The following is a 22710-nucleotide window of genomic DNA, read 5'->3' as shown; positions in this document are numbered from 1 at the left end:
GCATATAATGTTTATATAGATAAAAATATTTAGGAGGAAAAATATGAAATTAGATATACATAAGAACTTAGAAGCTAAAATGGCTAAGACAATAGAAGCATTAAAATATGAATACACTACAATAAGAACAGGAAGAGCTAATGCTCAAATGTTAGATAAAATAAGAGTTGACTACTATGGAACACCAACTCCAATAAACCAAATGGCAGCAGTATCTGTTCCAGAAGCTAGAACTTTAATGATAAATGCTTGGGACAAATCTTCTATGGCTGAAATAGAAAAAGCTATAAGAAACTCTGATTTAGGACTTAACCCAACAAATGATGGTGAAGTTATAAGAATATCAGTACCAGCATTAACAGAAGAAAGAAGAAAAGAGTTAGCTAAAAAAGCTCATAAAACAGCTGAAGATTTCAAAGTAAGACTTAGAAATGAAAGAAGAGATGCTAACGATAATTTAAAGAAAATGGAAAAAGATGGAGAATTAACTGCTGATGAACTTAAAAAAGCACAAGATGAAGTTCAAAAGATAACAGATAAATTCATAAAAGAAGTAGATGTTGTTGCAGCTGCTAAAGAAAAGGATATAATGGAGGTATAATATTGGAAAAATATTATAACCTATTAGGCCTTCACTTAAATGATGTTTTAGACACATTTAAAGACAAAAACATAAAATATACCATAGAAGAGATAAAGGGTAAAAAAGATCAAGAAGCTTTAATAGTTCCTAAGGTCATAAAAATATCTGAGACTTCTGAAGGTGTAAAAATATTAGTAACATACTTTTCTGACTCCTTAAAATAGGAGTCAGATTCGTATTTAGGAGGTACAATATGCATTATGATATAGATTTAGACAGAGTACCTAATCATATAGCTATAATAATGGATGGAAATGGAAGATGGGCAAAGGCTAGATTTCTACCAAGAACAGCAGGACATAAAGCTGGTGTAGAAACTATTAGAAAAGTGCTAAAAGAATGTAATAGACTAGGGGTAAAAACTTTAACATTATATGCATTTTCAACTGAAAATTGGAAAAGACCAAAGCTTGAAGTTGATACTTTAATGACCCTACTTTCAACATATCTAAAAAATGAAGTAAGGGAACTTCACAAAAATAATGTTAAAATAACAACAATAGGTGATACATCTAAACTTCCAAAGGCATGCATAGATGAATTAGAAAGAGCATATGAATTAACTAAGTACAATACTGGAGTTAATCTAAACTTAGCACTTAATTATGGTGCAAGAAATGATATAAAAGATGCTTTAGTAAATATACTAAAAGATGAAAAATGTGGTAAACTAAGTATAGATGAAATAACAGAAGATACAATATCTAGTTATTTAAGTACAAAGTCTATAAGTGATCCAGATCTTATAATAAGAACTAGTGGAGAAGAGAGATTAAGTAACTTCTTATTATGGGAAGCAGCATATTCTGAATTTTACTTTACAGATGTTCACTGGCCAGACTTTAACGAAAAACAACTACAAAAAGCCATATATGAGTACCAAAAAAGAGACAGAAGATTTGGTGGCCTAAAGTAAGGAGATTAATTTATGCGTACAAGAATTATTGCAGGTTTAGCATTAGTACCATTATTTATATTCATTATAATTGGGGGAATACCACTATATTTAGCAGAACTTTTAGTAGTATCTATTGCACTTAATGAATTTTATAAAGCTTTTAAATCAAAGGAAATACATCCAATTTATTATATAGGATATATATTTTCTATATACTTGACATTTAAAAATATATTTAATTTAAGATTAGAGTATACATATGCAGTAGCATTTATATTATTTTTAATATCAATAATTAGTTTATTAAGATGTAAAAATAACATTATAGATATAGCTATAACTTTTATGGGTATTATATACATAGCAATATTTTTAGATTTTATAGTATTAACATTTAAAGATTTTGAATTTGGACATTTATATGTATGGTTAATATTTATAATATCATTTGCAACAGATACATTTGCATACTTCAGTGGATATTTATTTGGTAAGCACAAGCTTATACCAAAAGTAAGTCCTAAAAAAACCATAGAAGGAAGCATAGGTGGAATACTTGGAAGCACAATTTGTTGTATAGTATTTGGATATATATTTAATATAAATATATTACCATTAGTTATAATTGGGAGTGTAGGAAGTATAGTAGCACAATTTGGAGATTTATTTGCATCTTCAATAAAAAGATACGTAGGAATAAAAGACTATGGTAAACTAATACCAGGTCATGGTGGAGTATTAGATAGATTTGATAGTGTTATACTAGTAGCACCATTTATATACTATGCAATATCATTCTTTATAATATAATGAATTTTAGCAAAGCGAATTTTTTATAATATAAGTCTTAGTTAAATACTAAGGCTTATTTTTTATAGTTGAAAATATATTCAAATTAGATAAAAATTATATAAATAGTGTTATAATATAATAATGAATAAAGTAAATTATAGAAAGGGAAGCAAAATGAAGAAAATATCAATACTAGGGTCAACTGGATCAATAGGTAAACAAACACTAGACGTAGTAAGACAACATAAAGATAAATTTGAAGTAGTAGCAATAAGTGCAAATAGTAGTGTAGACTTATTACTAGAACAAATAAAAGAATTTAAACCAAAATACGTAGCAGTATACAACGAAAGTTCTTACATAAAATTAAAATCAATGATACCATCAGACATAAATATAGAAGTATTATGTGGTATGGAAGGACTAAAAACTATATCATCACTTCCTGAAATAGATGTATTATTAACTGCAATAGTAGGAATGATAGGACTAGTTCCTACACTAGAAGCAATAAAAGCTGGAAAAGATATAGCACTAGCTAACAAAGAAACATTAGTATGTGCAGGGGATTTAGTAATGAGTGAAGCTAAAAAAATGGGAGTAAGTATACTTCCAGTAGATAGCGAGCACAGTGCAATATTCCAATGCTTAAATGGAGAAAATAACAAAGAAATAGAAAAAATAATACTAACAGCATCAGGTGGACCATTTAGAGGAAAAACTAAAGAAGAACTTGTAAATGTAACTAAAAATCAAGCACTAAAACATCCTAACTGGTCAATGGGTAGAAAGATAAGTATAGACTCATCAACACTAATGAACAAAGGACTTGAAGTAATAGAAGCAAAATGGCTATTTGGTGTAGAACATGACAAAATAGATGTAGTAGTACATCCACAAAGTATAATACATTCAATGGTACAATTTATAGATAGTTCAGTAATAGCACAACTAGGATGCCCTGATATGAGACTACCTATACAATATGCACTATCATATCCAAATAGAATAGAATGTGACTTTGAAAGATTAGATTTAGCCAAAATAGCTACATTAACATTTGAAAATCCAGACATGGATACATTCCCATGCTTAAAACTAGCATATGAAACATTAAAAATGGGTGGAACATATTCAGCTGTATTAAATAGTGCTAATGAAATATTAGTTAGTGAATTTTTAGAAGAAAAAATAGGGTTTTACGATATACCAAAATACATAGAAAAGACCCTAGAAGCACACACTAGCATAGAAAAGCCAACTTTAGAACAAATATTAGATATAGATAAATGGGCTAGAGAATATGTAAGCGGCTTAATAAAATAGGCTTAACAAATAATTTTAATTAAATATAAAAAAGAGGTGGTAAATTGACTATAATAGCAGCAATACTATTATTTGGTGTAATAGTATTTATACACGAATTAGGGCATTTCCTGTTTGCTAAAAAAGCAGGGGTAACAATACATGAATTTTCAATAGGTATGGGACCTAAAATATACAGTAAAACTAAAAACAATACAATGTATTCAATAAGATTACTTCCATTAGGTGGATATGTAAGTATGGAAGGGGAAGATGGAGAAACAAATGACCCTAATGCCTTTGGTAAAAAAACATTACTACAAAGGGCAAGTATATTATTTGCAGGGCCATTTTTTAACATAATATTTACAGTAATATTATTAATACCAGTATTTATGTTTATAGGGACACCAACTAATTCAAATGTATTAGGAGAAATATCTCAAAATAGTCCAGCACAAAAGGCAGGACTTATGGCTAATGATAAAATATTAGACATAAATGGTAAAAAAATAAATTCATGGGAAGATATATTAAATACACTTCAAACTACAGATGGTAAAAAAATAAATATAACAGTAGATAGAGACGGTAAGACTAAAGACTTTAATATACAACCCCAAAAAAATGAACAAGGAAGATATGTAATAGGAATAGCACCAGAAAGAGATAAAAGTATACTAAATGCAATACCAAGTGCATTTACTGGAACATATGAAATGCTTAAGCAAATGGTATTATTCTTAGGACAATTAGTAACAAATTCAGTACCTGGAGGAGCTGCAAATGCTGTAGCAGGACCAGTTGGAGTAATAGGAATAGTTTCAGATGCAGCAAAAATGGGTATACCAAATCTTATGTACATAGGAGCAATGATAAGTCTAAACTTAGGAGTGCTTAATCTACTTCCAATACCAGCACTAGATGGAGGAAGATTAGTAATGCTAGGAATAGAAGGTCTAAGAGGTGGGAAAAAACTAGACCCAAACAAAGAAGCTATGATACATACAGCAGGCTTTATGTTATTAATGGGACTTATGCTATTTGTAACATACAAAGACATACTTAGATTATTCTAAAATAAATAGTATAATAAATAGGAGGTGGGTGGATAGATACAAATCTATAATCCACCTCTTTAATACTATATAGGGCTAAATAATACATAAAATACTAAAGAGGTGAAGACATGTATAAAAGAAGACAATGTAGAGAAGTAAGCGTTGGAAATGTAAAAATAGGTGGGAATAACCCAATAAGTATACAATCAATGACAAACACAGATACAAGAGATGCAAATGCTACAATAGCACAAATAAAAAGACTAGAAGAAGTAGGATGCGATATAGTAAGGGTAGCAGTACCTGATATGATTGCAGCAAAAAACATAGGTGAAATAAAGAGAAATGTAAACATACCAGTAATAGCAGATATACACTTTGACCATAGATTAGCTATAGAAGCAATAGACCAAGGAGTAGATGGAGTTAGAATAAACCCAGGTAATATTGGTAGCATAGAAAAAGTAAAAGAAGTAGTAAATAAATGTAAAGAGAAAAACTTAAAAATAAGAATAGGTGTAAATGGTGGTTCACTTGAAAAAGAATTACTTCAAAAATACGGAAGTGCAACAGCAGAGGCACTAGTTGAAAGTGCAATGGGTCATGTTAAAATATTAGAAGACTTAGATTTTAGAAATATAGTAATATCATTAAAATCATCAGATATATACAAAACACTAGAAGCATATGAATTAATATCTAAAAAAGTAGACTATCCACTTCACATAGGTATAACAGAATCAGGAAGTGTTAAAAAAGGAACTATAAAATCATCAATAGGAGTAGGGGCATTACTTCTTAAAGGTATAGGAGATACTGTAAGAATATCACTAACAGGAGATCCATGTGAAGAAGTAGTAGTTGGAAAAGAAATACTAAGAAGCTTAGACTTATTAAATGATAAGATAAAAGTAGTATCTTGCCCAACATGTGGAAGATGTAATATAGACTTAATAAGCGTGGTAAATGAAGTAGAAGAAAAAATAAGCAAAATGGATAAAGATATAACAGTAGCTATAATGGGATGTGCAGTAAATGGTCCAGGAGAAGCAAGAGAAGCTGATATTGGAATAGCTGGTGGAAAAGGTGAAGGACTATTATTTAAAAAAGGTGAAATAGTTAGAAAAATAAAAGGCGATGATTTAGTAAAAGAGCTAATGGATGAAATAGATAAATACTAATAAAAATCTACCTCAATAAAAATGAGGTAGATTTTTTATTTTAGAAAAATTAATTAAAAAATAAAATAAAATGTTAGTGGAAGTTTTAAAAATGAACTTTTTGTCGAAAATAAACTTGTTTTGTAGAAAACGTATACAAAAAAATGCCGAAGTGCTATATTATTAATACTAAAAATTACAATATCTAACAAAAATATGGAGGGAGAAATGGAAGAAACAATTGACCTAAGAGAATATTTTTCAATAATAAAAAAGAGGCTTTGGATAATTGCATCAATAACAGTATTAGCAGCTGCAATAAGTGGAGTGCTAAGTTTTTTTGTGCTAAAACCAGTATACCAAGCAAATTCTACATTAATAGTAAATACAGAAGAAAATGAAGAAACAAATACACTAACAGGAGATCAATTCACAGTAACACAAAAATTAGCAGTAACATATGGGGAAATAATAAAATCTAGAGCAGTAATAGAACCAGTAATAAAAAAACTAAACCTAGATAAAACATATGAAGAACTAGAAAAACAAATTGTAGTATCTCCAGTGAAAGATACACAAATTATAAACATAAGTGTGGAAGATAAAAATCCAAAAATAGCAAGAGACATAGCAAATGAACTTCCAAAAGTATTTACAAAGGAAGCAAAAAGAATAACAAAGGCAAATAGCGTAGAAGTGATAGACAAAGCAATAATACCAGAAAACCCTATAAAGCCTAATAAAGTTATGAATATAGCAATAGCTAGTGTATTAGGAATTATGATAGGTCTATTTGTCGTGTTTTTAATAGAGTACTTAGATAACAAAATAAAAACACCACAAGATATAGAAAAACACCTAGACTTACAAATACTAGGAGTAATACCAAATGAAGGTAGTGTAAAGTAGGGGGACATATGAATAGAATAATAAGTATAAACAATCCAAAATCTCCTATAGCAGAAGCCTATAGGGGAATAAGAACGAGCATAGAATTTGCAAATATAGACAAAGAAATTAAAGTCATAACAGTTACAAGTAGCAAGCAAAATGAAGGAAAAACAACAGTAATATCAAACATAGCAGTAAGTTTTGCAAACCTTGATAAAAAAGTATTGCTACTAGAAGGTGACTTAAGAAACCCAAGTGTACATAGAATGTTTAATATTAGTAATATACATGGACTTACAGACTTATTACTAGGAAATAAATCTCTTGGAGAGTGTGTACATGTAACAGATGTAAAAAATCTTCATGTATTAACATGTGGAGCTATGCCACCAAATCCATCTGAGATGCTGGCATCTAAAAGAATGAAAGAATTAGTAGAAGAACTTAGAGAGTATTATGATTATATATTTATAGACGCACCACCAATAGGAATAGTAACAGATGCAGGTATTATAGCTAGGTATAGTGACGGTTGTGTATTTGTGGTGGGCGCAAAAGAGTGTGATGTAGAAGAAGTTAAAGTTTCTAAGGAAAGGCTAGAAAAATTAGGGGCAAATATATTAGGTTGTGTTCTTAATAAGTTTGAGGCTGAAGGGTCTGAATATAGCTATTATTATACTCAAGATGAAGGTAGAAGTAGTAGAAAAAATAAATTTAGGAAAAAGATAGGAATTTAGTACAATGGAGGGATTGTATTGGATAAAAGACTTAGATTTAAAGAAGAAATAGATGAACCTGCGATAGCTATTGATGTTAATAGCATAAAAACTAATGATTCCATACTTTATAAAGTGACAAAAAGAGCCATAGACATAGTTGGTTCTTTAACAGGACTTATATTATTATCGCCATTATTTTTAGTAGTAGCAATACTTATAAAATTAGAAGATCCAAAGGGGAGAGTATTCTTTGGACAAGAGAGAAATGGAAAGTATCCTAAAACTTTTAAAATGTACAAATTTAGAAGTATGGTACACAATGCAGAGGAATTGCTAGAAAGTTTGATGGATCAAAATGAACAAAGTGGTCCAGCATTTAAAATTAAAGATGATCCTAGAATAACTAAAGTAGGGAAGTTTATAAGAAAGACTAGCATAGATGAACTTCCGCAGTTGTTTAATGTACTTAAGGGTGATATGAGCTTGGTGGGGCCTAGACCGCCCATACCTAGTGAAGTTGCCCAGTATAATCCATATCAAATGCAAAGATTAGCAGTTAAGCCTGGCCTTACTTGCATATGGCAAGTGAGTGGAAGAAATAATATTGGATTTGATGAGTGGGTAGATATGGATATTGAATATATACATACAAGAAATTTAGTACTTGATATAAAATTAATATTTAAAACAGTATTTGTATTATTTGGAGACGAAAATGCATCTTAAGAAAGAAGTGAAGAAAATGAAAAAAGTTTGTTTTATAGCATCAAGTGGAGGGCATTTTGAGCAAATTATGATGCTAAAACCTATTATGCAAAAGTATAAAAGTTTTGTAGTTACGGAAAAAACTAATTATTCTGTAACAAATGATAATATACCATTTTATTACTTAAAACAGGTAAACAGACATGAGCTTAAGTTTATACCATACATGACTATTAATACTATAAAAACAATAAGTATATTCATGAAAGAAAAACCAGATGTAGTGATATCTACAGGGGCATTGGCAACTATACCTATGTGCATTATAGCTAAACTATTTAGAAAGAAAATAATATTTATAGAGTCTTTTGCAAAAATAAATTCTCCTACTCTTACAGGGAAGTTAATTTATAAATTTGCAGATCAATTCTATGTGCAGTGGGGCGAAATGAAAGAATTTTACCCTGAGGCCATATGTAAGGGGGGAATATATTGATATTTGTTACTTTAGGATCTCAAAAATTTCAATTTAATAGATTATTAAAAGAGATTGATAGATTAGTAGAAGAAGGAATAATAACAGATGAAGTATTTGCTCAGATTGGATATAGCGATTATAAGCCTAAGAATTATAATTATAAAGAATTTCTAGATAGGGAAGAGTTTACAAGTATTATGAATAAATGCAATAAAGTTATTACTCATGGGGGAACTGGAGCTATAATTAATGCTATTAAAAAAAGAAAAAAGGTAATAGCAATTCCACGTCTTATTGATTTTAGAGAGCATGTTGATAATCATCAGATTCAAATAGTAAATCAATTTAAATCTATGGGATTTATATACGCAGTATATAATACGAATGAACTGGAACATGCTATAGATCGTATAGAGAAGTTTGAGACAAAAGAGTATATATCAAATACAGAAGAAATAATTGAAAGTATATGTGAATTTATAAAGTGATATTTAAGAGGTGATTTATGAAAAAAAAATTAAGAAAACTAGGTATGTTTTTCCCTACTAAAGTGGTTTTATATATAGATTTTGGCAGAAGTTATAAAAGGATATTAAATTTGAAGAAACCTAAGTATTTTGGTGAAAAAATACAATGGGTAAAGTTAAATGGAAACTTAGAACGTTATTCTAATTACGTAGATAAGTATGAAGTCAGGAAAATAATAGAAGAAAAAATAGGTGAAAGTTATTTACCAGAATTATATGGTGTTTATAATGATGCAACAGAAATAAGGTTTGAAAATCTACCACAGCAATTTGTATTGAAAATGACAAATGGAACTGGTGGAAATATAATATGTAGAAACAAGGACGATTTAGATATTGAAAGAACTATAAAAACCTTAAATAGATGGAAGAATGAAAAGTTTTATAAATATACAAAAGAAAACCAGTACAAAAATGTTAAAGCTAGAATTATATGTGAAGAATATTTAGAGGATGAAACAGGAAGTTTAAGAGACTATAAATTTCATTGTTCTAAAAAAAAGGTTCATATGATAGAAGTTCATACAGATAGATTTACAGACCATAAAGAAAACTATTATGACCCAGAATGGAATGAAATGGATGTTGTGTGTAAATTAGGAAAAGTACATCATATACAGAAGCCTGCAAACATAGAAAAAATGAAACGATTAGCTATCGAACTATCGGAAAATTTACCATATATACGAATAGATTTTTATTCTGTAAACAATAGAATTTATTTTGGGGAGTTTACATTTACTCCAGCTAATGGAACCGACCCTATGTATCCTTTATCTAAAGATATAGAGTTAGCTAAAGTAATAGATTTAGGAGAATATTAAAAGGAGAGAATAATGAATATACTTATGGTAGGTCCTCATAAGGACAAAATTAAAGGTGGTATGTCTACTGTAATAAAAAATTATAGTGAATCAGAATTCTTGAAAGAGTTTATTATATATAATTTGCACACAGTATCTTTGGGAAATAAATTTATAAAATTAATCTATGGTATTTGCTCTATTCTTAAAATGATATATTATTTGATATTCAAAAAAATAAGTTTAGTTCACATACATACAGCTTCAGGGAACAGTTTTGCAAGAAAAAGTATATTTATTAATATATCATATTTATTTAAAAAGCAAATTATACTTCATATACATGGTGGTGGATTTGAAGAATTTTATTTAGAAAAAATGAATTCAAAAAAGGATGAAAATATAAGAAAAGTACTAAATAAATGCGATTATATAGTAGTCTTAAGCGATGGATGGAAGAATAAAATAAAAAAAATGACTAGTTCAGAAATTGTAGTAATAAATAATTCTGTAAAAGATAGAGATAAAAATAACTATAATCAAAAATCTAATCAAATTACTTTTATTGGAAGAGTTGAAAGAGAAAAAGGTATATTTGATTTGATAGAAGCTGCAAACATAATTGTAAAAAAGTATAAAAATATAAAATTTACAATTTGTGGAGGTGGAGACACTAACACAATAGAGAGTATCATAAAAGAATATGGGATAGAAAAGAATTTTGAAATTTTAGGATGGGTTGATAATGATCAGGTATTAAAAGAGTTAAAAAAATCTATGATTTTTATACTACCATCACATAAAGAGGCAATGCCTATGTCTATATTAGAGGCTATGAGTTATGGAGTTCCAATAATTTCAACTAATATTGGCAGTATACCTGAATTTATAAAGCAAGAGAGAAATGGAGAGTTATTTAATCCGGGTGATATAAATCAACTTGAAATAGCAATAGAAAAAATAATTAATAACTTAGAGTTAAGAAAATATTATAGTCAAAATAATTTTATGGATATAAAAAAATGCTATAGTGATGAAATAAATCACAATAAAATAAAAGACTTATATATTTTAGGAGGAAGCAAGTCGAACGAAAACAAAATTTATAGAGATTAAGAGGTACTTTAATATGATTATAAAAAAATTAAAACTAGAGAATAGCATAGTTCTTATAATTATATTACTAATGATTATGTCATTTTTTATGTCTATAATGAGTCAGGGAAACTTAATCATTTTTACCGAAGTTTGTATAATAGGGTTTATATTTTGTATATATTTATGGCAAGATGAAGAAAGGCTACTATACTATACTATATTATTTTCAATTTTTTCAAATCTACTTGGTAATATAAGTGGAGCACTATCGAATATACCACAAGTATTTTTAGTGTTAATTATAATGAAAATAATATCAAAGGCTATTATTAAAAGGGAAAAGATAAGAATTAATAAGAGTGTTTCCTACATCGTAATTTTAATGATGGTTTTAAATACAATAACATATGCATTAAATATAAATTTTGAATCAAGTATAGTTCTATACATATGGACAATGTTAAAAAGATATAGTTTTTTCTTTGTATATTTATATGTATATAACTTAAATAGTGAAAATAATATAATTACAAACTTGGATAAAACAGTAAAAACAATAGTAATAATTCAATTTTTCTTAACATTAATTCAGTTTTTTCAAGGAATAGATTTTGACAATATTGCAGGAGTATTTGGAGAGTTTTCCACTGGAGAGTATTCAATATTTCTATTAATTTATTTTATTATTTTATATGAAAAGAAAAACAAAACAAAGTTAGACAATATGTTTTTAATATTTTTAGTTGTTCATATAATTATATATTCGGCCATAGCAGAAGTTAAGCTACTAATGTTACTTTTCCCTACTATAGTTTTAATAGAGATAATATTGAAGAAGAAAAAATTGAAAGAATTAATTTACATAATTTTAATATTTGGATGTTTATTTTTAGGGTATAAGTTTTATTTAACTTTATATCCACAAAATGATTTGTTAGATAAAGATTTCTTAGATAAGTACCTAACAAGTTCATATGGAGAAGTAACTCAGTTAAATAGATTAAACTTTGTAGATCAATTACAAAAAAATAATGTATTAGAAGATGATTCAGAAAAGCTATTTGGAAAAGGCATAGGAGCTGTACATCCAAGTGATAGTACAGAATTACTACAAGGACCGTATTATTTAAAGTATAAGTACTTGAGAATAGATTGGTTTACATTGCCATACTTAGTTACTGAAAGTGGTTACATAGGTACATTCTTATTTTTAGGTGTATACTTGATAATATTAATCAAATCATTACTAAACCATAAAAGAAGGCAAATGAGAATGCTTTTTCTAATAACTTTAGTAAGTGTAATATCGCTTATATATAGTTCATCTATGATAGGATCTATTAGACTTACAGTATTTGCTTGGTTTTATATAGGACTTTTGGATAAAAGAAATATTAAATTAGAGGGTAAGGATTTAATATGAGTATAGATTTAAGTGTAGTAATTATAGGAAAAAATGAATCTAAAAACATTATAAGAACTATTAATGCGGTAAATGAGAATGAGAGTTTAAAAAATATAAGAATAGAAGTTTTATATATTGATTCTAACTCAACTGATAGCAGTATAGATATATTAAAAAAGCAAAAGAATATACAGATATATCAAATTGAATCAAATAAATATACTGCAGCATTAGCAAGATATATAGGAAGTCAAAAATCATCTGGCAAATATATTTTATTTTTAGATGCAGATATGGAATTAACTAATAATTCAAATATAAAAAAATGTCTTCAGTTGTTAGATGATGGAAAAGTTTCAGTAGTTTCAGGTAGATTACCAGAAGTACTATATAAAAAAGATAAGGCGATAAAGTATATAAAAGATAGATATAATGTAAATAAAGATATAGAAGAATTGAAATCCCCAGGAGGTTATTTTATTATAGATAAAAGCAAGTTAGACAATAGTGGGAACTTTAACTGTAAACTTTTCTGCAATGAAGAGGTAGAATTGTTTTCACGTTTAAAAAAACAAGGGTATAGGATTGTTAGAACTAATAATTTAGAATGTATACATCATCACTATTTAGATGAAAACTCTAAATCGCATATTGAAAGATTTAAAAGAGGTTTTTATTCATCGTTTTGGCTAGCGATATTAAACAGTATAAAGAATAATTGTATAAAACAATACCTATCATTTGGAGTTCAAAAAAGAACGTTAAGATCTGTAATATTAACCTTAGTTATGATAATTGTATGTATTTTATCTATAAAATATCCACATTTTATATTAATACCTATAGTATATTATGCATTAATGTGCATAAAAAATAGAGGTAATATACAAGAGGTATTATTTAATCAGAAAAACAACTTTTTCATGATACTATCTATAGCTTTTTTAATTAAAGATAGAAATATAGAGTATTATGTAAAAAACATAGAGAAAGAAATTTAGAAAATCAATAGAAAGGGCAACTTAAAATGAAGATAAGAATTGAACATGCTGGAAATCCACTAAATTATGGGACAAATATGATGGTAACTAATTTTATGTATTATTTGGATAAATACTCGGGTAATAAGAATGAATATGAACTAGACGTATATAATGATGAAGATTTAGAAAATTACAAACAACAATATAATGAAGGCATCATGAGTAGAAAAACAATAGACTACAATTTATATTATTCTACAAATATAATTCAAAAAATTTTAAATAAAATAAAGAGAGACTATTTTAGTTCTTATTACACTAAAAAAAATTTAAATGAATTATGTAAAAATACGGAAAGCTTAGTTATCCTTGGAGGAGATGATTTATCAGAGTACTACGGGATAAAAAGTCTAGAAAATGAATTATATAGAATAAATTATATCAAAAATAAAATGAATTTATATCTAGTAGGACAAACTATAGGACCGTTTAAAGAAGAAAGAATTACAAAGGCAAGAGTAGCTATGGAAGGAGTAAAAATATATTCGAGAGACCCTTGGACAACAAAATACTTACAGAATGATTTAGGGTTAAAGAATATATCTGATTCTAGAGATTTAGCCTTTTTACCATTACCATATCAAGAGAATAAGGAAATAGAAGATAAAATATTAAACAAATATAATTTAAATAGAGAAGAATATATAACATTAATTCCTTCTGGATTATATGAAAGTTATTGTCCAGATATAAATATTTATGTTAATACCTGGGTTGATATAATAAAATCTATAATAGATATGAATCCAGATAAAAAGATAGTTTTATTATCTCACGTACTTAGACCTAAAGCAGGTGATGATAGAAATATTATAAAGAAAATACAAGATAAAGCAAGTAATTTAGATAAGATGATATGTATATATGATGAACTTACTCCATTACAAGCTAGATTTATATTAGGAAATGGAATGTTTACAATAACAGGTAGAATGCATGGAGCAATATCTACATTACAAATGAAAAAGCCAGCGATAAGTATATCATATAGTGTAAAGTATAATGGTGTTATAGGAGAAGGATTAGGATTAAAAGAGTTAATTGTTAGAGGTGAAAAAGATACACTTTGGAAAAGTGGAATTGTAAAAGATGAATGTTTGGATAAAATACAATATATAATGAACAATTATAATACTATACTAGAAGATATTCAGATTAAAGTAGATGAATGTGAAGAAAGAGTAAAGGTTATGATTGAAGATATATCTAACAACTTAAGATAAATTTCAAATTAATGTAAAAGAGGAAAAAAATATGAGTAGAGTATTAAAAGCTACAATAGGACTTATGTTGGTGACGTTATTAGCTAAAGTACTAGGTTTTGGAAGAGAGTTAGTTCTTGCATCCATCTATGGTACATCTAGTTATAGTGATGCATATCTAACAGCAATGAATATTCCAAACGTAATATTTTCTGCAATAGGAGCTACTTTGAGTACAACTTTTATACCTCTATACTTTGAAACTAATAAAGTTGGAGGGAAAGAAAAATCTCTTGAATTTGCTAACAATATACTTAATATAGTTGTTATTACAAGTATTATATTAGCTATAGTATCACTAGTATTTACAAAACCACTAGTAAAATTATTCGCTATTGGATTTGAAGGCGAAATTCTTAAAACTACAATAGAATTTACTAGAATATTAGTTTTAGGCATTATATTTATTGGATTGACCGATATAATGGTAGCATATCTTCAAATTCATAATAATTTTACAATACCTGGATTAATTTCTGTACCATACAATATTATAATAATTGCATCAATTATAATGAGTATTTGGATAGGACCTAAGTTTATGGTATGGGGAACATTAATAGCAATTATAACTAAATTTATCTTCTTGATTCCATTTGCAAAGAAATATTCATATAAATACAAGTTAAGGGTAGATTTTAAAGATCCTTACTTAAAAAAAATGTTTATTCTTGTGTTGCCTGTATTTATAGGTGTTATGGTAACCCAAGCTAATGCTATGATTGATAGAACACTAGCTTCAACACTGGTAGAAGGAAGTATTTCAGCATTAAACTATGCAAACAGATTAAATGAATTTGTACTTGTTCTGTTTATAGCATCGGTAGGATCTGTTATGTATCCAATACTTTCAAAATTATCGTCTGAAAATAACCAAGAAGAAATAAAAAAGATAATTGAAAGATGTATAAATTGTATAATTATTTTAGCAATACCTATATCAGTAGGAGCAATAGTTTTATCAGAACCAATAGTAAAGGTTCTATTTCAGAGAGGGGCATTCGATGAAACGGCTACTAATATGACATCAATTGCTTTAATTATGTATTCTATTGGATTGGTAGGACTTGGTTTAAGAGATATATTAAGAAGAATATTTTATTCATTAAAAGATACTAAATCACCAATGGTAAATGGAATAATATCAATGTTAATAAATATTGGCTTAAATTTGTTATTAGTAAAGAAGATGGGACATGCTGGATTAGCGCTAGCAACTAGTATATCATCTATAATATGTGTATTTCTTTTCTTGAAAAAACTAAAACAAAAGATTGGATATTTTGGACAAGATAAAATAATGAAGGTAGCCTGTAAAACTACTATATCTTCGATAATTATGGGAATTATTACTTATATTACCTATAATAATATACTGAGTATATTAAAGTTTAATTTTGGTGATGAAATAATATCTTTAGGTTTATCTATAAGTGTAGGAGCAATAGCTTATGCCGTATTAATAAAACTATTTAATATAGAAGAGTTTAATATATTAATTAAAATGCTTATGAAGAAAATAAATAAAGCGTAATATTTGTAAAATATAAATCATTAACACCGCGCTATAAGTAATTAATAATACTAAAATCAGAAATAATAAATGAGAAAATCAATTATATTATTATTAACAATAAATTAACTTTAAAAATATTAAGAGTATTTTTGAATATAGAGATATTTTCTAGAAATAAGTTTTGAAATATTTGTACTTATATTATTTAAAATTTGATCATATCAGTCTATATAATTTATACAAAAACTTTAAATAGAATGCTTAATAGTTCTACTGTATTGAATGATAAAAATAATTCTATTGATGATATTATTTAGCAAAACCTTAGAGATAGATTCTAAAATAGATATAAGGTATTTGATTATGCCAAATATAATGGAAATAATTTTATGAATGTGCGTTACATTATGCTTATATCAAGAACTAAACTAATAAGAAAAGTTGTAGTATTAAATACCTAACTTTGCAATTAGATTACAAAAACATATGATAAAGTATGTATTAAACTATAGTTACTTAAGGATTTTTATAAATACTAAAATTATAAGGTAACTTCCTAGTGGTATTGTGATAAATCATTTGAAATATCACCACTACTGTCAAAAGTGGTAGAGCAAAACAGGAAAAGATTAAACTATATAGACTCTAATATGCAAAAGAGAAAAAATCTTACATAAATACTATAAGTTTATTTTTACCTATTAACCTGTACTAAAATTTTATAGAATATGGTGATATAAGAACTAATTATAGTAAGTAAAATGAAAAGTATATTTATATTACTATAATTATGTAAACTGATAGAATATATGGTTTAGTCAGGTAGATTTTTTGTAAAGTAGTGGTTTTTGATATATATCTAATAAAAAGTAACTTGTGTACAAAAATAGTTTTGGAGAGGCTTAAGAATGATTAATATAATAGAAAAGGAAAGTTGTTGTGGGTGCTATGGTTGCGTTAATATATGCCCTTATGATTGTATAAGTATGAAAATTGATGATGAAGGATTTTGGTATCCAATAGTAGATCATGATAAATGTATAGGGTGTAATTTATGCAGCAATATATGTCCTACTATAAATGAAATAAAGAAAATTGAATTTAATGTTATTCCATATGCATGTAAAAGTAAGAATGATGAAATTCAAGTGTCAAGCTCATCGGGAGGTGTATTTACAAATTTATGTGAATACATAATTAAGAATGAAGGAATAGTATTCGGAGCAGCATTTAATGATAAGTTTGAGGTAGAGCATATAGAAGCATCTACTATGAAGCTTTGTGAAAAATTTAAAGGATCAAAGTACGTTCAGAGCAAAATAGGAGATACCTATATCAAAGCAAGAAAATATTTACAGGAAGGTAAACTAGTTTTATTTAGTGGGACACAATGCCAAATAAAGGGGCTAAACTTATTTTTAAGAAAAGATTATAGTAATTTGATAACAGTGGATATTATTTGTCATGGTGTCCCTAGTCCATTAATATTCAAAGAATACAAAGAATTAATAAGTAAAAAATTTAATTCTGAAATAAAATACATTGGATTTAGAGAAAAGGACAAAGGGTGGAAAAATTTTAGCTTTAAAGTTAAGTTTGAAAATGGAAAAGAATATAGCAATACTCATAGAGAAGACTTATATATGAAAGGGTTCTTAAATGATTTATATTTAAGGCCTTCATGCTATAACTGTACAGCTAAAGATTTCAGAAACAATAGTGATATATCGTTAGCTGATTACTGGGGGATCGAAGAAAAGCATTTAGATTTTTATGATGAAAAAGGTGTGTCATTAATATTGATAAACAGTAGAAAAGGAAAATTATTTTTTAAAAATATAGAAGAAAAAATTAGTACATTAGATACAGATTTAAATTATGCAATATCTCGTAATCCATGTATTGTAAAACCTGTATCTTATAATAGAAAAAGAGAGAGATTTTTTAATGAATTTAGAAGAAATAATTTGGAAGATACAATAAGCAAATTTGTAAACGTTAGTATGACAGAGAAAATAATAAATAAATTAAAATATATCATGTTAAAGTTTAAGTATTAACTTAATTACTTCTATAACATATAAGTAAATTTTAAGTAAGGTGGTAATATGAACTATCAATGCATTTGGGAAAATATAAATATAGTTAGATCAATACCTGCAATGATAATCTACAATATAAGTAAAGATAAAGGTATAATAAAAAAAGATATAGAGCGATGGAAAAATATCAAGCATATTGACAGAAATTCTTTGAATACGACTCTTAACTATTTGCTAGTTAACTATCCTGAGTATAGAAACTTATTTTATTATAGAATTAGTAGGAAAAATAAAATACTAGGAAAAATAGTGCTTCCTTTATTTTATAGACCTCTAAATTCCTTATACATATTTACACCAGATATAGGGGGAGGACTATTTATACAGCATGGATTTAGTACTATAATTTCTGCGAAAAGTATAGGTGAAAATTGTTGGATAAATCAACAGGTTACAATAGGATATTCAAATGATATTGACTGTCCGACTATATGTGATAATGTAAAAATTACATCAGGAGCTAAAATTATAGGGGATGTTAAAATCAGTGAAAATAGTATTATAGGTTCAAACTGCGTTGTAGTAAAAAGTGTACCTAAGAATTGTACGGTTATAGGAAATCCAGCAATTATTATCAAAAAGAATGGAATAAAAACTTATGAGTATCTAAAGTGAACAATTAGAACTTTGAGCACAAAGGGGTTGTTATTAGTAATACTATAATAGGTTATTAAATCGCATAAAAATATATAATAAAGGTTCTGTTAATTAGATATGATGAGAATAGTTCTCGAAAATATTAATAAACCGATAGGTTATACTTGGTTTGCTTTATTAAAAATAGGCACAGCAAACAAGCCTAACGAAATTATAAAATTTTTAGGCAACAAATGCAATTAATATTTTACAAACCAATTAACTTTTTCCTGGTGAGTATAATTAATACCACAAACCTGAGCAGGTGTTAAATTACTAAGTGATGAATGTGTTTTGTGGGAAAATATTGTAAACCTTATCGGGGTCGAGATTCAAATATAAATAAGTTAACAGAACGATAATAAATATTAGGAGGAAAATGGTATGAAAATAGCAGTGTCTGGACTAGGATACGTAGGACTAGCAAATGCTGTATTATTAGCACAGAACAATGAAGTCATAGCTGTAGATATAATACAAGAAAAAGTAGATATGATAAATAATAATAAGTCACCTATATTAGATAAGGAAATTCAAGAATATTTATCGAATAAAGATTTAAACTTAATTGCTACTACAAACTATTATCAAGCATATAAAGATGCAGATTTTGTAATAATATCTACCCCAACAGATTATGATCCGGAAAATAATGAATTTAATACTAGAAGTGTAGAAGCAGTAATAGCAAATGTATTATCAATAGCCCCAGAGGCTACGATGATAATAAAATCAACAGTTCCAGTAGGATATACTGAGAAAGTAAAAGAAATATTTGAAACTGATAACATAGTATTCTCGCCAGAATTCTTAAGAGAAGGAAAGGCATTATACGATAATTTACATCCTTCAAGAATAATAGTTGGAGAACAATCTGAAAGAGCTAAGAAGTTCGCAGATCTATTAGTACAAGGAGCAAAAAAAGAAGATATACCAGTATTATTTACTAATTCAACAGAAGCAGAAGCTATAAAATTATTTTCTAATACATACTTAGCACTTAGAGTAGCATATTTTAATGAATTAGACACATATGCTGAAGTTAGAGGACTTGATACTAAACAGATAATAGAAGGTGTTGGACTTGATCCTAGAATAGGTAGTCATTATAACAATCCATCATTTGGGTATGGTGGATACTGCTTACCAAAGGATACAAAGCAATTAAAAGCAAATTATGCGGATGTACCAAATAATATAATAGCAGCGATAGTTGATGCTAATACAACTAGAAAAGATCATATAGCAGAACAAATATTAAAGAAAAAACCTAAGATTGTTGGCATATATAGATTGACAATGAAAACTGGTTCAGACAACTTTAGGGCATCTTCTATTCAAGGTATAATGAAAAGAATAAAAGCTAAAGGAGTAGAAGTTGCTGTATATGAGCCGGAACTTAAAGAGGATAATTTCTTTAGTTCTAAGGTTATAACAGATTTAGATGAATTTAAATCTATGAGTGACGTTATAGTGTCCAATAGATTTTGCAAAGATTTATTAGATGTAGAAGATAAAGTATACACAAGAGATTTATTTAATAGAGATTAATCAGTACAAGAAGCTAACATATATGATAGTGACTTATAAAAAATATAAGTAGGAGGAGCAAAATGGGGGTTTTAGTAAATGGTGGAGCTGGATACATAGGAAGTCATACGGTAGTAGAGTTATTAGAGGAGAATCATGATGTTATAATAGTAGATAATTTTTCTAATAGTGATCCTATAGTATTAGATAGAATAAAAGAAATAAGTGGTAAAGATTTTAAGTTTTATAAAGTTGACATTACTGATATAGAAGCATTAGAGAAAGTATTTAAAGAAAATAATATAGATTCAGTAATTCACTTTGCTGCATACAAGGCAGTTGGTGAATCAGTAGCAAAACCACTTGAGTATTATAGTAATAATTTAATTAATACTTTAAATGTATTAAACTTAATGAGAAAATATAATGTAAAGGACTTTGTATTTAGTTCATCTGCCACTGTATATGGAGATCCAGAGTCTTGCCCTATATTTGAAGATTTTCCATTAAGTACAACTAATCCATATGGAGCTACTAAGCTTATGATTGAAGATATGATAAGAGATATATGCAAGGCTGATGATAGTCTTAATGTAGCTATTCTTAGATATTTTAATCCAGTAGGAGCTCATATTAGCGGACTTATAGGAGAAGAGCCTAATGGAATACCCAATAATCTTATGCCATACATAACTAAGGTGGCCGTTGGAAAGCTTGAAAAACTTAGTGTGTTCGGTGGAGACTATAATACTCCTGATGGTACTGGTGTTAGAGATTATATACACGTTGTTGATTTAGCAAAAGGACATATAAAAGCACTTGATAAATTAAAGTCTAATTGTGGACTAGTTACATATAATCTTGGTACTGGAAATGGATATAGTGTACTAGATATAGTTAAGGCATTTAGCTTAGCTAGTGGAAAAGAAATACCATATGAAATAGTGGAGAGAAGACCAGGAGATATTGCTATGTGCTATGCTGATACTTCTAAGGCAAATTCAGAATTAGGATGGAAAGCGGAATTTGATATATCTAGAATGTGTGAAGATTCTTGGAGATGGCAAAGTAATAATCCTAATGGATATGTAAATTATGATATGTAAGAAATAGATTTATCATCTTAACAAAAGATACATGTTTGTTAAATAAGGAAGAACGATTCGTTCCTCTTTAAACTATGGGAGAATATAATGAAAAAAACAGTAAGAAAAGCAATTATACCAGCAGCAGGTCTTGGTACTAGATTTTTACCTGCAACAAAATCACAACCAAAGGAAATGCTACCAATAGTTGATAAACCAACTTTACAATATATAATAGAAGAAGCAATAAACTCTGGAATAGAAGAAATACTAATAGTTACAGGTCGTAGCAAAAAAAGTATAGAAGATCACTTTGATAGAAGTGTAGAATTAGAGCTTGAACTTAAGCAAAAAGGAAAAGATGAAATGCTTAAGATGGTTCAAGACATATCAAATATGGTAAACATCCACTACATAAGACAAAAAGAGCCAAAAGGACTAGGACATGCTATCCATTGTGCAAAAAGCTTCATAGGTAATGAACCATTTGCAGTACTTCTTGGTGATGATATAGTAGACAATGAAAAGCCATGTTTAAAGCAATTAATAGATTGTTATGATGAATACAAAACTTCAGTGCTTGGAGTTCAACAAGTAGCCAAAGAAGATACTTGTAAATATGGAATACTTGATGTTAAGCATATAGAAGATAGAGTGTATAAAGTTAAAGATATGGTTGAAAAGCCAGAGGTTGATAAAGCACCATCAAATATTGCAATCCTTGGAAGATATATAATTACTCCTGCTATATTTGATATACTTGAAAATCAAGAACCTGGTAAGGGTGGAGAAATACAACTTACAGATGCTCTTCAAACATTAGCTACTCAAGAAGCAATATATGCTTATGATTTTGAAGGTAAAAGATATGATGTAGGGGATAAGTTAGGATTTTTAGAAGCTACGGTTGACTTTGCTTTAAAAAGACCAGAACTTAAAGATGAGTTTATGGAGTTTTTAAAAAATAAAGTTTCAATAAAAGAAGAATTAGATTTAATAGATGAAGTTGCACTAGAGGTTGAATAAATTAAAACAAGGGTATGAAGAGGTT

The 22710-nt window shown here is 27.8% G+C and carries 23 protein-coding genes; all 23 read left to right on the top strand.

Annotated features, from left to right (window positions below; translation table 11 throughout):
* Nucleotides 1-43 precede the first annotated feature (43 nt).
* The 23 genes from frr to galU all read left to right on the top strand — a co-directional run bounded on the left by frr (nucleotide 44) and on the right by galU (nucleotide 22685).
* The gene (gene frr / locus FRIFI_RS09235; protein ID WP_092925066.1) at nucleotides 44-601 is read left to right on the top strand and encodes a ribosome recycling factor; all 558 of its coding nucleotides are present in this window, start codon (nucleotides 44-46) and stop codon (nucleotides 599-601) included.
* Between the two features lie 2 nt (nucleotides 602-603).
* Nucleotides 604-807 (top strand): hypothetical protein, encoded by a 204-nt coding sequence (locus FRIFI_RS09230; protein ID WP_092925068.1) that lies wholly within the window; start codon nucleotides 604-606, stop codon nucleotides 805-807.
* A gap of 29 nt (nucleotides 808-836) precedes the next feature.
* Nucleotides 837-1559, top strand: a complete 723-nt coding sequence (locus FRIFI_RS09225; protein WP_092925070.1) for an isoprenyl transferase — start codon at nucleotides 837-839, stop codon at nucleotides 1557-1559.
* A gap of 12 nt (nucleotides 1560-1571) precedes the next feature.
* Nucleotides 1572-2351 (top strand): phosphatidate cytidylyltransferase, encoded by a 780-nt coding sequence (locus FRIFI_RS09220; RefSeq protein ID WP_092925072.1) that lies wholly within the window; start codon nucleotides 1572-1574, stop codon nucleotides 2349-2351.
* 156 nt (nucleotides 2352-2507) lie between these two features.
* Complete coding sequence (locus FRIFI_RS09215; RefSeq protein WP_166505697.1) at nucleotides 2508-3659, top strand: 1-deoxy-D-xylulose-5-phosphate reductoisomerase; 1152 nt, start codon at nucleotides 2508-2510, stop codon at nucleotides 3657-3659.
* A 44-nt stretch (nucleotides 3660-3703) separates the two neighbouring features.
* Nucleotides 3704-4717: an RIP metalloprotease RseP gene (gene rseP, locus FRIFI_RS09210; RefSeq protein WP_166505696.1), complete on the top strand. Its 1014-nt coding sequence runs from the start codon at nucleotides 3704-3706 to the stop codon at nucleotides 4715-4717.
* 110 nt (nucleotides 4718-4827) lie between these two features.
* Nucleotides 4828-5880 (top strand): flavodoxin-dependent (E)-4-hydroxy-3-methylbut-2-enyl-diphosphate synthase, encoded by a 1053-nt coding sequence (gene ispG / locus FRIFI_RS09205; protein WP_166505695.1) that lies wholly within the window; start codon nucleotides 4828-4830, stop codon nucleotides 5878-5880.
* Between the two features lie 207 nt (nucleotides 5881-6087).
* Nucleotides 6088-6768, top strand: coding sequence for a YveK family protein (locus FRIFI_RS09200; protein ID WP_166505694.1), 681 nt, complete (start codon nucleotides 6088-6090; stop codon nucleotides 6766-6768).
* An 8-nt stretch (nucleotides 6769-6776) separates the two neighbouring features.
* Nucleotides 6777-7487: a CpsD/CapB family tyrosine-protein kinase gene (locus FRIFI_RS09195; protein ID WP_166505693.1), complete on the top strand. Its 711-nt coding sequence runs from the start codon at nucleotides 6777-6779 to the stop codon at nucleotides 7485-7487.
* 18 nt (nucleotides 7488-7505) lie between these two features.
* A complete protein-coding gene (locus FRIFI_RS09190) occupies nucleotides 7506-8195 on the top strand; it encodes a sugar transferase (protein WP_330405513.1) in 690 nt (229 codons plus the stop codon).
* Nucleotides 8185-8670 carry a PssD/Cps14F family polysaccharide biosynthesis glycosyltransferase gene (gene pssD / locus FRIFI_RS09185; protein ID WP_176579607.1) on the top strand — a complete coding sequence of 162 codons (486 nt, stop codon included), beginning with the start codon at nucleotides 8185-8187 and terminating at the stop codon, nucleotides 8668-8670. Before FRIFI_RS09190 ends, pssD begins: the two co-directional genes overlap by 11 nt.
* Nucleotides 8667-9140, top strand: a complete 474-nt coding sequence (pssE, locus tag FRIFI_RS09180) for a PssE/Cps14G family polysaccharide biosynthesis glycosyltransferase (RefSeq protein ID WP_166505692.1) — start codon at nucleotides 8667-8669, stop codon at nucleotides 9138-9140. The genes pssD and pssE overlap by 4 nt, the downstream gene beginning before the upstream one ends.
* A 17-nt stretch (nucleotides 9141-9157) precedes the next feature.
* Entirely contained in the window at nucleotides 9158-10003 is an 846-nt protein-coding gene (locus tag FRIFI_RS09175; RefSeq protein WP_166505691.1) for an ATP-grasp fold amidoligase family protein, read from the top strand.
* Between the two features lie 12 nt (nucleotides 10004-10015).
* The gene (locus FRIFI_RS09170) at nucleotides 10016-11098 is read left to right on the top strand and encodes a glycosyltransferase family 4 protein (protein ID WP_166505690.1); all 1083 of its coding nucleotides are present in this window, start codon (nucleotides 10016-10018) and stop codon (nucleotides 11096-11098) included.
* A gap of 13 nt (nucleotides 11099-11111) precedes the next feature.
* Nucleotides 11112-12503: a hypothetical protein gene (locus tag FRIFI_RS09165; RefSeq protein ID WP_166505689.1), complete on the top strand. Its 1392-nt coding sequence runs from the start codon at nucleotides 11112-11114 to the stop codon at nucleotides 12501-12503.
* Nucleotides 12500-13486, top strand: a complete 987-nt coding sequence (locus FRIFI_RS09160; protein ID WP_166505688.1) for a glycosyltransferase family 2 protein — start codon at nucleotides 12500-12502, stop codon at nucleotides 13484-13486. Before FRIFI_RS09165 ends, FRIFI_RS09160 begins: the two co-directional genes overlap by 4 nt.
* Nucleotides 13487-13512: 26 nt before the next feature.
* Nucleotides 13513-14751 carry a polysaccharide pyruvyl transferase family protein gene (locus FRIFI_RS09155; RefSeq protein WP_166505687.1) on the top strand — a complete coding sequence of 413 codons (1239 nt, stop codon included), beginning with the start codon at nucleotides 13513-13515 and terminating at the stop codon, nucleotides 14749-14751.
* 31 nt (nucleotides 14752-14782) lie between these two features.
* On the top strand, nucleotides 14783-16324 hold the full coding sequence (gene murJ / locus FRIFI_RS09150) for a murein biosynthesis integral membrane protein MurJ (RefSeq protein WP_166505686.1): 1542 nt from the start codon (nucleotides 14783-14785) through the stop codon (nucleotides 16322-16324).
* Nucleotides 16325-17214: 890 nt separating this feature from the next.
* Complete coding sequence (locus tag FRIFI_RS09145) at nucleotides 17215-18366, top strand: Coenzyme F420 hydrogenase/dehydrogenase, beta subunit C-terminal domain (protein ID WP_166505685.1); 1152 nt, start codon at nucleotides 17215-17217, stop codon at nucleotides 18364-18366.
* Between the two features lie 48 nt (nucleotides 18367-18414).
* Nucleotides 18415-19023 carry a serine O-acetyltransferase gene (locus FRIFI_RS09140; RefSeq protein ID WP_202819460.1) on the top strand — a complete coding sequence of 203 codons (609 nt, stop codon included), beginning with the start codon at nucleotides 18415-18417 and terminating at the stop codon, nucleotides 19021-19023.
* Between the two features lie 405 nt (nucleotides 19024-19428).
* The gene (locus tag FRIFI_RS09135) at nucleotides 19429-20595 is read left to right on the top strand and encodes a nucleotide sugar dehydrogenase (protein WP_166505684.1); all 1167 of its coding nucleotides are present in this window, start codon (nucleotides 19429-19431) and stop codon (nucleotides 20593-20595) included.
* A gap of 62 nt (nucleotides 20596-20657) precedes the next feature.
* Nucleotides 20658-21680 carry a UDP-glucose 4-epimerase GalE gene (galE, locus tag FRIFI_RS09130; RefSeq protein WP_166505683.1) on the top strand — a complete coding sequence of 341 codons (1023 nt, stop codon included), beginning with the start codon at nucleotides 20658-20660 and terminating at the stop codon, nucleotides 21678-21680.
* An 87-nt stretch (nucleotides 21681-21767) separates the two neighbouring features.
* Nucleotides 21768-22685, top strand: a complete 918-nt coding sequence (gene galU / locus FRIFI_RS09125; protein WP_166505682.1) for a UTP--glucose-1-phosphate uridylyltransferase GalU — start codon at nucleotides 21768-21770, stop codon at nucleotides 22683-22685.
* The last annotated feature ends 25 nt before the right edge of the window (nucleotides 22686-22710 follow it).

Origin of the sequence: Romboutsia hominis (genome assembly GCF_900002575.1) — a bacterium.
GTDB classification, from domain to species: domain Bacteria; phylum Bacillota; class Clostridia; order Peptostreptococcales; family Peptostreptococcaceae; genus Romboutsia_C; species Romboutsia_C hominis.
Note: the sequence above shows the minus strand (reverse complement) of the source record. Positions and strands in the feature narration are given on the sequence as shown.